Source organism: uncultured Anaerovibrio sp. (assembly GCA_902786545.1).
Lineage (GTDB): Bacteria > Bacillota > Negativicutes > Selenomonadales > Selenomonadaceae > Anaerovibrio.
The window spans coordinates 39,037-51,605 of sequence record CADACU010000016.1; the positions used below are offsets into that span (position 1 = coordinate 39,037).

General features: G+C 45.4%; 13 protein-coding genes. 1 reads left to right on the forward strand and 12 read right to left on the reverse strand.

The features are described 5' to 3' along the window. Positions 1 to 101: 101 nt before the first annotated feature. The 9 genes from QZV24_RS04705 to QZV24_RS04745 form a co-directional block, all read right to left on the reverse strand. Positions 102 to 647, reverse strand: coding sequence for an RNA polymerase sigma factor (locus QZV24_RS04705; RefSeq protein ID WP_294520831.1), 546 nt, complete (start codon positions 645 to 647; stop codon positions 102 to 104). A gap of 9 nt (positions 648 to 656) precedes the next feature. Next, positions 657 to 3,371, reverse strand: coding sequence for an NHLP bacteriocin export ABC transporter permease/ATPase subunit (locus QZV24_RS04710; protein ID WP_294520834.1), 2,715 nt, complete (start codon positions 3,369 to 3,371; stop codon positions 657 to 659). Between the two features lie 24 nt (positions 3,372 to 3,395). Continuing rightward, a complete protein-coding gene (locus QZV24_RS04715) occupies positions 3,396 to 5,597 on the reverse strand; it encodes an NHLP family bacteriocin export ABC transporter peptidase/permease/ATPase subunit (protein ID WP_294520837.1) in 2,202 nt (733 codons plus the stop codon). A 5-nt stretch (positions 5,598 to 5,602) separates the two neighbouring features. Then, entirely contained in the window at positions 5,603 to 6,562 is a 960-nt protein-coding gene (locus QZV24_RS04720) for a biotin/lipoyl-binding protein (RefSeq protein ID WP_294520840.1), read from the reverse strand. A gap of 268 nt (positions 6,563 to 6,830) precedes the next feature. Beyond that, positions 6,831 to 7,082 carry a hypothetical protein gene (locus tag QZV24_RS04725; protein ID WP_294520842.1) on the reverse strand — a complete coding sequence of 84 codons (252 nt, stop codon included), beginning with the start codon at positions 7,080 to 7,082 and terminating at the stop codon, positions 6,831 to 6,833. A gap of 29 nt (positions 7,083 to 7,111) precedes the next feature. Further along, positions 7,112 to 7,468: a hypothetical protein gene (locus QZV24_RS04730; RefSeq protein WP_294520845.1), complete on the reverse strand. Its 357-nt coding sequence runs from the start codon at positions 7,466 to 7,468 to the stop codon at positions 7,112 to 7,114. A 45-nt stretch (positions 7,469 to 7,513) separates the two neighbouring features. Then, positions 7,514 to 7,747, reverse strand: a complete 234-nt coding sequence (locus tag QZV24_RS04735) for a hypothetical protein (protein WP_294520848.1) — start codon at positions 7,745 to 7,747, stop codon at positions 7,514 to 7,516. A gap of 24 nt (positions 7,748 to 7,771) precedes the next feature. Then, on the reverse strand, positions 7,772 to 8,035 hold the full coding sequence (locus QZV24_RS04740) for a hypothetical protein (RefSeq protein ID WP_294520851.1): 264 nt from the start codon (positions 8,033 to 8,035) through the stop codon (positions 7,772 to 7,774). A 110-nt stretch (positions 8,036 to 8,145) separates the two neighbouring features. Then, positions 8,146 to 9,330, reverse strand: a complete 1,185-nt coding sequence (locus QZV24_RS04745; RefSeq protein ID WP_294520855.1) for an efflux RND transporter periplasmic adaptor subunit — start codon at positions 9,328 to 9,330, stop codon at positions 8,146 to 8,148. A gap of 106 nt (positions 9,331 to 9,436) precedes the next feature. Here QZV24_RS04745 and QZV24_RS04750 point away from each other — a divergent pair, with 106 nt between their 5' ends. Continuing rightward, positions 9,437 to 9,625, forward strand: coding sequence for a hypothetical protein (locus QZV24_RS04750; RefSeq protein ID WP_294520858.1), 189 nt, complete (start codon positions 9,437 to 9,439; stop codon positions 9,623 to 9,625). A 99-nt stretch (positions 9,626 to 9,724) separates the two neighbouring features. Here the strand turns inward: QZV24_RS04750 and QZV24_RS04755 are convergent, their stop codons facing one another. The 3 genes from QZV24_RS04755 to QZV24_RS04765 all read right to left on the reverse strand — a co-directional run bounded on the left by QZV24_RS04755 (position 9,725) and on the right by QZV24_RS04765 (position 12,553). Then, entirely contained in the window at positions 9,725 to 10,420 is a 696-nt protein-coding gene (locus QZV24_RS04755) for an alpha/beta hydrolase (RefSeq protein WP_294520861.1), read from the reverse strand. A gap of 91 nt (positions 10,421 to 10,511) precedes the next feature. After that, positions 10,512 to 11,393: a YgcG family protein gene (locus tag QZV24_RS04760; RefSeq protein WP_294520864.1), complete on the reverse strand. Its 882-nt coding sequence runs from the start codon at positions 11,391 to 11,393 to the stop codon at positions 10,512 to 10,514. 14 nt (positions 11,394 to 11,407) lie between these two features. Then, positions 11,408 to 12,553 carry a zinc finger domain-containing protein gene (locus QZV24_RS04765; protein WP_294520867.1) on the reverse strand — a complete coding sequence of 382 codons (1,146 nt, stop codon included), beginning with the start codon at positions 12,551 to 12,553 and terminating at the stop codon, positions 11,408 to 11,410. Between the last annotated feature and the right edge of the window lie 16 nt (positions 12,554 to 12,569).

Sequence of the window (12,569 nt, forward strand, 5' to 3'; positions counted from 1 at the left end):
GGTCCCCCCCTTACACTGCTACAAGAATATAATTGACAACCTTCTATTGATATATACGAATGAAAACTATTGCCGTTACAAAGAACAGCTATGAAATATATTTATTCCTGTCCCAAAATCTGCTTAAGAGTTCCCATGGCCCGAAACAGTATAACCCCCACATTGGCAGAGGAAATATCCAATATTTCGGCAATTTCTTTATTACTCATATCGCCCCAGAATTTCAACTCAATAATTCGCTGTTCCCGTTCGCTCAGCTTATCCATGGCCAACAGCAATTCCTTTTTTCCTTCTTTGACTAACAGCTGTCCATCCGGCTGCTCCAAATCATCTACCTTAGGTGAAAATACATCATCCCATTCCACATTTTGGCGGTGGCTTTGCCAACGATAATAATCCGTCAAAGTACGGGTAGCAATCCGGTTAAGCCATGTAGCAAAGGATGCCTTGCTGCTGTCAAATGCGGCTAAATGCTCCACCATTTTCTCAAATACATCACTGACTATATCATCGGCTACAGTAGAATTTTTCACCCTGGCATATATTAAATTATATATTTTCGGAAAAAAGTGCTCATATAATTCATCAAATGCCGTATTATCTGTTAGAGCCTGCTGAGCAATTTCGTTCCAATTCTTTTCTTCCATATTCCTCTCCTATGCAACCTGACGCTTTACCAGCTGGGCAAACACACCGTTTTGGGCCAACAGCTCATCATAGGTACCGTTTTCCACTATACTGCCTTTATCCATAACCAAAATCCGGTCACAATTACGGATGGTGGATAATCTGTGGGCAATGACCAACCTGGTGGTATTAAGCTTATCCAGACTTTCTGTAACAATGGCCTGAGTACGGTTATCCAACGCACTGGTAGCCTCATCAAAAATCAGAATAGCTGGTTTGGCTGCCAAGGCCCTGGCTATCATAATCCGTTGCCGTTGACCACCGGAAATATTATTGGATCCCTCGCTGATTACCGTCTGCATTCCCATAGGCATCTCCCGGATATCATCGGCAATTCCGGCGGCTTCAGCCGCCACCCAGGCATCATCCATAGAAAGAGCTGAATTCCCCACAATATTAGTAAAAATATCGCCGGACATCAGCTGACCGTTTTGCAAAACTACGCCCATTTGGCAACGAACTGACGGAGCTGACAAATCAGCCAATGATTGACCATCATAGTAGATTGCCCCGCTTTTCGGTTGTTCGAACCCCAACAGCAAACGCACCAGTGTGGATTTTCCACAGCCGGAATGCCCTACAATAGCCACATTCTCCCCGGCTGCCACCTGAAAGCTCACATCGTGAATAACATCTTTTTTACCTTCGCCATAGGCAAAGGACAAATGGCTCACCTCAATAGCTCCGGACAACGGCTCAGCTTCCAGCTTATCCTCGGTGGTTTCCGGCACTTCCGCCAAAATTGGCCGCAGATTTTCAATATGAGGCTGAATGGTAAAATAGGTCCCAATTAAAGGAATTACCGAATTTAAGGTGGCATTAAACGAGCTGAAGGCTGCTTCAAAGGCCAAAAATTGTGCATAGCCAATTCCGGTTGTTACCAATTTTCCGCCAGTACCGTCACTGATTGATTCCTGCATACCATAAATGACCACATAATATAAAAGCATGGTGAGAATAAATGGCTGCACTGCCGCAATTATCGTATTGTAATTCCCCTGCCATCTAAGCTTCAGATTCCACTTCCAGGTTTCGCCAAAAACCTTACTCCAAAGGTGATACGCCTGTTCTTCCGCCCCCCGAACCCGGAACTTGGACAATCCGCTGAATAGCTGTTGAACCAAACCCGCCTCAGCGTTGCCAGCCGTAATCAAATTGCGCTGAAACTTCAGCACCCGACGGTAAACAAAGGCTGTAATCAAACACCACACCAACCAGACCACCATAGCTGCCGCCGTCAGCTTCAGGCTGTACCAACACATAAGCAGCAAACTCCAAAAGGAAAAAATCGTATTAAATACCCCGGTAACAAAATTACCGCTTACTACATCCTTGATAGCATCTATACCATGCATCCGGCTGGCCAGTTCCCCACTGGTGAACTGTTGGAAAAATTTTTGTGGCAACGATAAAAGTCTGCCCCACAACGCAGCCTCCACAGCCATATCCAGCCTGGTACCAATCCGCATCACAGCTATAACCCGAATCATGGACAAAGCCGCCATGGTAAAGCTGGTGACCAATACTACCTGGGTAACGGTTACCAGTCCTTCTCTATCCATAATTGGTAGAATATCCTGGAAGATTGTTTCAGTTATTATCGGTGAAACCAATGGAATTAAGCCGGCAAAAAAGCTTACCAGCAAAATGGTCCGATAATCAGCCTTCCAACACTGATTGACCATAAATCGAATCAAATCAATAATTTTCAGCTTGCGTCGCGGAAAACCGGCATAACAAACAAACGCATCCTCATCCAGCTGAGCTACTACATCATCCGTCAAAGGAATACCAGCCGGTTGCTTTTTGGTAATCAGCCTGTATTCCCCCGGACCATTAGGAATAATCGCCGCCAATTCTTTTTTATCACCATAATAGCCAATCATTACCCCGCTGTCTTTGGAAAACCAATCGTTCCCCTCCAGTTTTACTAACCGAAGCTCTATATTGGCCTTTTGCGCTAAACGACGCAGCAGAGTCAACGGATCCAGCTTTTTGGCAATATCTGTGGAAAGAGAAATGTCCCCATCCGGCATTGATAAGGCTTTAGACGCCTGACGCAATATAAAGACCGTTTCAGATATGGCACGCCCTTCCTGCTCCGAACTGGTTTCCTCGTAATATATTTCATCGTCACCCAACAAAATATTGATAGCATCCCTGACCAGCCACCTTTTCTGTTTGGCCAGAATTTTTTGCCGACGGGCCAGCTGTTTGTCAGCTGATAAAAACCGTACTCCCTGCAGCATGGAAAAAATCTGCTGGTGGCTTATAAAAGTCTTTAACAGCTCCTCCCGGTTATCCTGACAGTCCTGAAATAACTCAGCCTTTGGCCATAAGGAGAGCATATCATCCCCTATAGCAATCATCCGTTTAACCCAGGAGATTTTACTTAAAGTATTAAACCACCCATACATCAACGGAAGAAGTTCTTCCGTTGCGGTGTCTGCCATGGTCTTTTCAATAAGCACACTGTCAGTTACTGCATATATATGAATAAATACTTCGCCAAATTCATCCATAGCAGGGAAAATGGCCTTGCCAGTGTCCAAAGACAACAAGAAAACCTGGCGGTAATCCCGTCCCTCCCGGGTAACAGCATAAACCTCCACCTTTCCTGCATCCAACACTAAAAATTTATCTTCATTTGTCAGCAGCCAACGCTGGCCCGCCTGTAATTCCATACCATCACAACCTGCTATAAATATTTATTCATTACTTGCACTGTACTCTTGAATTAACTGCCGATATGGACCATCATGCTCCATCATATCCCGATGACGCCCCCGTTCCACAACTTTGCCCCGGTCCAATACGATAATCTCATCCGCATCCCGAATAGTAGACAATCGGTGTGCGATAATTACACAGGCACATCCCCGATGCCGGATGTTTTCCAAGACCTTCTCTTCAGTAATTGGGTCAAGGGCGCTAGTCGCTTCATCCAATACCAAAATAGATGGATTGACGGCCAAAGCCCGGGCAATTTCCAGACGCTGACGCTGGCCTCCGCTAAAGTTAAGGCCACCCTCGGACACAGCAGCATCATAACCGTTTTCCAGTTGCAAAATATCATCATGAATGCAGGCATCCTTGGCCGCCTGAACAATGTCACTTTGTCGCAGAGAATTATCAAATAAAGCAATATTTTCCCCCACGGTGCCGGTAATCTGAAATACATCCTGATCCACCGATGCCAAAGAAGTGGTAACAATATTGCGAGGGATGTTCCGCCGCGGCATCCCATCAAAGAGTACTTGACCGCTCCATTCTTCGTACAAACCGGTAATAATCTTTGCCACAGTGGACTTACCGCTACCGGATGAGCCCACAATAGCCACCCAATGTCCAGGCTTTAAATGCAGATTAAAACCCATCAATAAAGGTGGTTCCAACGGACTGTAGCCAAAGCTGACATCATTCAGCTCAAGGTCACCTGAAAGTCGCTGCTTCTCAAACCCCAACGGTTTTTTCGCCGGATAATTTAAGCTATCCACATCATAGCGCCGTACATCGTTAAGCCGCTGCATCTGCATCTCAGTTGTCTGCAAATTGGTATACAGTCTGGACAGATTATTCACCGGAGCCTGGAAACTGCCCATCAGGTGCTGAAAAGCCACAAACATACCGGCTGTCATGGCCCCGTCCATAATGGAAAAACCACCGAAGGTCATAATAAGGGCCCCATTGAGTCCCGCCAACAGGGTTGGCAACATATTAACCGACAGCATCCAGAGTTGTGATTCCTGCCGGCCATTCAGTACCTTGGCCCGATATCCGGCCCATTTCATAAAGAAATCGCCTTCATTGCCATTGGCCTTAATACTGTCAATCATGGTCAAGCCGTTAATGGCCGTACCATATTCCTTGCCAACATCCTGCTGAATACGCATGGCCAAATCCGTCAAACGGCGTCTGGTGTACATCAATACCCCAATATTTATGGCCATAAAGCAAATACCAATAAAAGTCAAAAATGCATTATACTGCAGCAGCAATATCAGGTAAAAAAAGGCCACAAAGGCATCCAACACTGCTGTAGCGGCCTGACCGGACAAAACAGCGGCCACGGATTCATTCATCGCAATACGACTGGCTACCTCAGCGGCATATCGTTGATGGAAAAAATGCATCGGCAGTCGCAGCAAATGCCAAAAAAAGCTGGATGAATCAGCCAAAGTAAGCTTTCGTTGCCATCTGGTCAACATGACTGCCCGAAGCCAGGTCAATACAGCTGATACAATGAAAGACACCGTCATGGCCAAACATAGATTTACCATCCAATCCCGGTGTTTTCCCGTGAGTATATCATCCAAAAAAATTTGGCTGAATACCGGTGCTGCCAATCCAGGCACAATCATACACAGCCCCAACAATACCAGAAACACCATGCCCCACTTATCTTCCCACAGCTTTCCCGCCACAGCTTTAAACACATTGTAACGATGGCCGGCTGGCTGAAATCCCTCCGCTGGTCGTATGGTCATGGCAATCCCTGTGTAGGAGGTAAGAAACTCATCCCAAGTAACTGTCCGTTGGCCCATGGCCGGATCATTCAGGTAAACAATATCCCCCCGAATACCTTCCAGCACCACGAAATGATTAAATTCCCAATGAATAATCAATGGGTAATCCGCTTCTTCCCGTATGCTATCGGCTTCCCAGCTGTAGCCATGTACCTCACAGCCCCGGGCTTTGGCAGCTCTCATTACATTACTGGCCTTGCTGCCATCCCGGTTAACTCCACATTCAGCCCGCAGTTTTTCCAATGGAATCCACAGGCCATAATGAGCCAACACCATGGCCAAGGAAGCTGCACCACATTCAGTAGCCTCCATTTGCAATATCGTAGGTACCTTCACCCGCGCTCCCGGTTTATTAAATATATTTTGCAAAAAATCCATAGCCATATGACTCACCTGTTCCGCAGCCATTGGCTGATTTTATAAAATACTTTTTCAATCGGTGGACGCCGTTCAATAATAACCGAACCCGTACAAAAACTGCCCGGAGTTATGGGCTTATGCTCCCCTACAAAAGAAGTCCACAAATAACCGGAAGGATTGTTTTCATCCTTCACTAAGACGAAGGAAACTTCTACAACTGCCCCCTGACCACTAGCCATAAGCCACTGGGCCAGTTCCGGATTGCTTACCTGCTGTACAATAGATTGCAACGCCACCGGATAGTCCGAAACAGTACGCACTACTCCAATAAGACTGCCTGATTCCTGTACATCTGCCCCATTGGGTACCAGCTGAATGGTTTGGCCAGGCTCGATGCGTTTGCCCTTATCCAGCGGAACATACAATACCCCGGTCAAATCACTGCGCTTTTGGGTTAATCGCACCGTACAAAGCGTAGTTCCACTGGTTACCACACTACCCTTACGCACCATAACACGATCCACAACGCCATCATAGTCACTAATCACATCCCGGGAAGCCAGCTGATGCTGCAGTTTGGCTCTATACTGATACACCTGGTTGGCCGTATCATGCATATTCCCAGCCAGTTGGGAACCATATTGGGCCATATTGGTATCTGCTGACTGCTCCGGCTGTTCCAACTGGGCAATAATGTCACCTTTTTTGACTTCCGAGCCTTCCCGGACATATACATGGGAAATTTTCCCACCAGCCACATGATTTATCGTAGCCATACCACCTGGGTCCAAAATCATCCCTTTACCATCAGCCCGTACCGTAAAGGAACCAAAAATAGACCATAGGATAACCGATATCAACAGAATCCCGATAGCCACCAGCGACATCCAACCAATAGGCGTGGTAATGGGCAGTAGCATATCCAGTCGGTCAGGAGAGCGCAGCTTATCCAGCGCCGCCTTGCTAAAAATATCACTTCCATCTGACATATCCAATAAACCTCCCACGCCTTATTCTACACGGCATAATTAAACGAACAAAAATTATAACGCCATTGTTCAAATTTTTCTTCTTTAGAAGAAAAATCTTCCAATTAGCGTTTCCCTAAAGGACTAGCTTCGCGTCGCAACGAGCTGGAGTTTGTTTTCCCCCACCTAAAGAGGTAGGGGACATCTTAAAGCTCGTTATAAAACAGCCAAAAGACCTGTCGGATAATCCGGCAGGTAATTTGGCATCCACGCTATATTAAAGCTATTATTATCCTACATTCACATCGCCATCAATGGTGTTAGGACCACCAACATTGTTCTGCTGAACTCCACTGTTATTGCTGTTGTTCTGCGAAGTAGTTACATCATCATTGACTGTTTCATCAACTTGATAGATAAGACCTCCCAGTTGAGGCTTGGGCATCTGATCCAAAACATCTGGCGATATCTGCGGAAGCTCTCCCCCTGAGACCTTTGCCAAGCCATCATATTGCAATTCCTTTTTATTCAAATCTTTCATCGGTCTCACATCCTTCTGCACAGTGTTAGTTATTTACCACCAAGATTCACACTGCCTCCAATGGAGTTAGGACCATCCACATTGTTCTGCTGTACTCCACTGTTATTACTGTTGTTCTGGCCAGCACCTGTGGTAGTCTGGGTTGGACTGTTAGGTGTCGCTCCTGGAGCGACAACAACAGCAGCACCACCACCGCCACCACCGTGAGGACTACCGCTACCACCGATGATGCTGGAAACTCCATCCGATACAGTATCATAAACCTCTTTCGCAGGTTCAGTTACAACACCTACCGCATCTTCTGCTACATCCACAATATCATTGAAAATGTTTCCGCCGGAAACCTTGCCCAAAGCCTTATCATGTAACTCGCGCTTATCTGTCATTATGTCCATCCCCCTTCTAGCCAATTTTTATATGTTACACTATCCTTAACCGATATTTACAGTAGTGGTTTCGCCAGTATCCTTTATCACCACCGGCGAACCAACATTTACAGTCCCTGGATTATTGCTGATATTATTTTCCTGAATAACATCACTGATATTATCGCCGGATTCATTGTTCTGCTGAGCACCGTCATTGTTGCTGTTATTCTGCTCTGTTCCACCTGTTATATTATCCAGGCTATCCAATTCCAGTTCCCGTTTTCCCTTTGTGCTCATGGCAATCGCCTCCATCCCGCAGGACTATTTACTTATATTCATATCATTTGCAGTGTTAGGACCTGATATGTTGTTTTGCTGGGCACCGTTATTATTACTGTTGTTCTGCCCACCGGAAGCCCCACCGGAACCACTGTCCGAACCACCGCTTGAGCCACCACTTGAGCCACCACCATTAAGTAATTGATTGGCAACATCCACTACTGGTGCTATGTACTTCTCCCAGCCACCGCCAGCAACCTTGTCCATAGCCTCGTTCTGGAGTTCTCTCTTTTTGTTATCAGTCATTTTAAACAGCCCCTTTCTTTTACTTTGTTGATGTTATCATCTTGCATTTCTGCTTTCTTGACTATACATACGATTTCACAATCCAACTATTACAAATTGTTTAAATATTTTTAACCATCATCCAAATCTACATCAATTTCCGTACCTACGGTCAAGCCTTCAGTATCTGATGTAATGACGATATCGCCTTCCTGCAGCCCTTTAATTATTTCTATATAAGTACCGTCAGTTATACCAGTTTCTACATCCCTAAAGCCCAACCGTCCATCGGCTTCCAAAACGGCTACCCGATCATGACTTTCATCCGTGAAGCAGGATATAGGTATCGTCAATACCCGACGGGTAATGCTGGAATGCAACCTCATTTTCCGATATGCACCCGGCTCCAACAGCCCCACCCGATTATCTATCTGCCAAACTATCTGCCTTACTGACGCCGGTTCATTCAGTGCCGGGGTAATTTTCATTATCGTGGCCGAAAATACTTGATCTGCGCCCAGATTTCCTACCGAATAATTTGCTCCATAAGATTTAGGCAGAGCCTCACCTCCCAATACAGAGACGGCCCCACCGGCAATACTTACTTCTATAGGCCGGCCAATTGCCATGCGTCGCGCATGTTCATCAACTACCGGTGCCGTAAAATACAACTTGGAAAAATCTCCCACCAGAGCTACCGGTGTACCGGCACTGACATAGGCCCCCTCACTCTGGTACAATCGAAGCACCTCGCCGGCAATCGAGGAGGTTACCATCTGCCTGGACTGACGCAAAACCAGCTGTTCCCGTTCAGCCTGATAGCGGGCCAGCTTTGCCTGGGCAGCTGTATAGGCAGCTTCAGCCTCATCATACCGTTCCGCGGAAATTGCATTATAATCCATCAACTGCTTGTAACGATTATAAGAATTTTTTGTTTTCAGCACCTGAGCTTCCGCATCCAGAATATCACTGTCAATCTGCTTCAGTTTTAATGGAATATCTTCATCAATCAACTGCATAATTGTCTGTCCAGCCGATACATTACTGTGCTTTTCCACATATATCTGTACAACCCGGCCATTTTCCCTGGCTATTACATCAGTCATATCATCACTGTAAAGGTTTACCAGTTCCAGTTCTAACATAGGCCTGATGGTACGCTGCTGTACCACAGACCCTCGCAAAGGTAACCGGAGATTTTCCATCCGCTGGGCGATTTCATTTTCTCCCCGATGATTAAGATAGACACCGTATACAAGTAGTGCCACAATAATTGTTATTATAATACCTACACCAAGGTAGAAATAATTCTTCATAATTTACTCCAAACCATTTTAAAAATTTGTAAAAAAATATGTAATACTACACCCACCTAATCGTATATTTTGTTAGAATAAATAAAACAGATAGGAGGGAACGAATATGCGTATCGAACATGATTTACAAGATATAGATTTCTCCAAGCTCAGCAAAGTCAAGGACAGCCTTAAAGCTCACCTTCACGAATTGCGGGACAAAAAACGGGAATTGTCTTGGGATGAATTGGATAATTTGGCCGCAGCCGGCGGACCAACTTCCTGTCAACCACCTGATTTGCACAAAAATAAATAAAATTATATAACTTATAACTTTTAACTACTTCGTCAAACAATCTGAAAATCCTGCAAAAACAGAGGCACATTAGCTAAAAAAGTCAATGTGCCTCTACTTTTATTTCAATATCCAAACGATACCCTTGGCAATTCTATCATCTACATCGCGAAAATGGTTGCCGGGGTTAAGCTCAAACACTGTATCAATCCCTTGTTGCTGGTAGTGGTTTAAAATAGCCCTAGTCCGGTTTTCCACTTGCATCATCAACTTATTTTTGACATTCTTTTCCTTATTCCCCAAGGACAAATACACTTTTTCCGGCTTTTGGGCAAAAGGATTATCCATTACATATTCGGCAAAATTTGGGAACCAAAGAGACCCGGAGGCACTGACAGCTCCCTGAAACATATCCGTCCGGTATAAGCTGTACAGAGCAAACAAACCTGCCAAGGAATAACCGGCAATTATTAAGGTTTTCGGCTCAGCTGAAATTTCCCGCTTTATAGCAGGGATGATTTCTCCGGTCAGTTGGGCAAGATAAATGTCTGCCCCGGCCTGAAATGGTTTCTCCCCCTTAAAAACTGGCATACATTCCCAAGGAGACATTTCCCTATTCCACTCAATGTCACCTATTACTGCAAGTCTAAAGGGCTTATCCGTCCACCTTCGACCTTTTTCGTATATTTCTTTACCGTTCCCCTGAAAAGTGTTTAGAATAATCAGAGGCGCCGACTGCTCATTTACACCATAAATATAAACATTTTTTCCTGCTATCTGCATCATTATCACCGACTTGTCCTGTAAAGTTACCACATGAAAGGTGGAGCCTTAGCACCCGTTAGCATAGGGTAAAGAAAAAGTGACTGAACGGGTCAGTCACTTAAAATTCAAATTACCCAGCAACCTAGTAGCTACCGGAACCGCCACCATTACTACTGGATCTGCCGGAGCTGGAGCTGCTGTTATCACTCTTGGCTCGCTTGGTTACAGTTCTGGTAGTATGAAGAAATACATCTGATTGCCGGGAAATATTAACCGAATCCCGGTTCAGATATTCATTAGCTTCACTGACATGCCGAACATTACTCATATTACCCCGCAGGTGACTGACAAACAGATAGGCAATACCAGCGGAAATCAGGGCACCAAGGATAAGCCCCAGGAAACTGAACTCATTGGCCGGATCCCATGGTTCTCCTTCTTTCTCATAATAGGCCAGAAGCTCATCCACCTTGTCAGCGTACGCATTGAAGGCACCGTTATAATCATTATCCTTCAAATCACTCATAAAGCTATCACGAATAGCCGGAAAACCATTTTCGTCCGTTATACGCTCCCGCATATTATTATCGGTAGTAACAGCCCATTTTCTGGCACTCGGGCAAACTACCATCATAATGCTGCCGTTATTATTGGCTTCATCCCGATAATTCCGGTTAAGGGTTTCATCGGCAAATTTCTTGATACCTGATTCAGAACCAGTTTGGGCATCCTTGGGCACAGTCATAACCACTACCCGGACATTGTACTTCTGCTCAATAGTAACGAGCTTTCGCATCAATGCCTGCTGCTGATCCGGTTTTAACAGATTTTCCATATCAAACAAGCTAACCATGCCCAAATCAGCCGGCAATTTTATCTGACCGATAGCTTTGGGATCTTTTTGATTGGTGGTTGTCTGAGCCAGCAAATTCCCTGCCGGGAAACTATCAGCACCAGCCATAACCGGTACGGTCAAAGCCAGCATCAATAGCAGGGACATAAAAACAGTAAGTAATTTTCTCATTTTCCTGCCCCTCCTCAATCCATCATTGCTTCCGTAATAATCAAAACAATCCACTTACAAATGAAATAAGTTATTGGCAAGGTTATAAGCCATGCTGCCGCGCCATACATCTTGGCCTTATTTTCATCCACTGGCAGTTCCCCCACCAGCTTGCCGGTCTGCCCATTCATAACAAAGGTAAATGGCTTATCCTGATATCTGGTAGTTAAAATCCAAACCGGAGCCATAGCGTACTGCACATCACCGTTTAGCTTATCCATATGAAATGCTGTTGTACTGCAGGTGTCATAGCCGTCTACTGAATTATATAGCACGCTTTCCGTTGATTCTTTGATACGGCTTTCCGCATTTGGAAGTGCTTCTTCGGCCGTAACATCGTATCGGTCAGCCAGGAACCCGGCCATATAGCTGGTATTAAATGGCACCAGTTGTGAATAATTAAACGGTTCAATACTTTCCATCCAGGTATCATCCATCTTCACACTGCCATCCACCGGCACATTGACAAAGTCCATAGTACCGCCCCGGGTAACCCGGTAATGGTCAGTTTCCGTTACATCATAATCACCATCCGTGTAATACCGGGAATTGGTTGCTTCGAATTCACCATCAGCCTCAACAGACTGATTAAACAGCCAATACGGTACATACATCCCCTGAATAGCTTCCACACGGGACTGGGAGGCAAAATTGCTTGGAAGCAACCACTTACCTTTATGATAATCCGAAAATGCTTTTTTGGCGTCAGCTTTAGTGGTCTGGAATGGAATAACCGTATCTGGCCGAAGCTGACTTTCGTACCGCCCCGGTACCATTACCGGGTTGCCACAATAAACACACTCAGTGGCCAAAGTATTATTATCACAGACAATTTCTGCCCCACAGGAGGAGCATACCATGGCCTTTAACATGGCAATTTCGTCCGAACCCCACTGGCCACCGGCTTCAATCAGCTCGGCTTCCTTTTTTTCAATCTTGGTATCCTTGGTCTTTTGTGCTGCTGCCGCCGATGCTTCCTTGGCGGCATAGTACTGTTCCAACTCATCAACTGTAAATTCCGATTCACAGAATTCACATTTTATTTTGCTGCCGCTGCCCGGAGTATACGCAAGGGGCGCACTACAGCTGGGACATTTATAATTTACAGAGGTATCGGCCATATTTATCCCCCAATCC

What these genes read in the sequence shown, in the direction of transcription:
- QZV24_RS04705 (WP_294520831.1), bottom strand. Translation starts at nt 647, where the DNA reads ATGGAAGAAAAGAATTGGAACGAAATTGCTCAGCAGGCTCTAACAGAT.
- QZV24_RS04710 (WP_294520834.1), bottom strand. Translation starts at nt 3,371, where the DNA reads ATGGAATTACAGGCGGGCCAGCGTTGGCTGCTGACAAATGAAGATAAA.
- QZV24_RS04715 (WP_294520837.1), bottom strand. Translation starts at nt 5,597, where the DNA reads ATGGCTATGGATTTTTTGCAAAATATATTTAATAAACCGGGAGCGCGG.
- QZV24_RS04720 (WP_294520840.1), bottom strand. Translation starts at nt 6,562, where the DNA reads ATGTCAGATGGAAGTGATATTTTTAGCAAGGCGGCGCTGGATAAGCTG.
- QZV24_RS04725 (WP_294520842.1), bottom strand. Translation starts at nt 7,082, where the DNA reads ATGAAAGATTTGAATAAAAAGGAATTGCAATATGATGGCTTGGCAAAG.
- QZV24_RS04730 (WP_294520845.1), bottom strand. Translation starts at nt 7,468, where the DNA reads ATGACAGATAAGCGCGAGTTACATGATAAGGCTTTGGGCAAGGTTTCC.
- QZV24_RS04735 (WP_294520848.1), bottom strand. Translation starts at nt 7,747, where the DNA reads ATGAGCACAAAGGGAAAACGGGAACTGGAATTGGATAGCCTGGATAAT.
- QZV24_RS04740 (WP_294520851.1), bottom strand. Translation starts at nt 8,035, where the DNA reads ATGACTGATAACAAAAAGAGAGAACTCCAGAACGAGGCTATGGACAAG.
- QZV24_RS04745 (WP_294520855.1), bottom strand. Translation starts at nt 9,330, where the DNA reads ATGAAGAATTATTTCTACCTTGGTGTAGGTATTATAATAACAATTATT.
- QZV24_RS04750 (WP_294520858.1), top strand. Translation starts at nt 9,437, where the DNA reads ATGCGTATCGAACATGATTTACAAGATATAGATTTCTCCAAGCTCAGC.
- QZV24_RS04760 (WP_294520864.1), bottom strand. Translation starts at nt 11,393, where the DNA reads ATGAGAAAATTACTTACTGTTTTTATGTCCCTGCTATTGATGCTGGCT.
- QZV24_RS04765 (WP_294520867.1), bottom strand. Translation starts at nt 12,553, where the DNA reads ATGGCCGATACCTCTGTAAATTATAAATGTCCCAGCTGTAGTGCGCCC.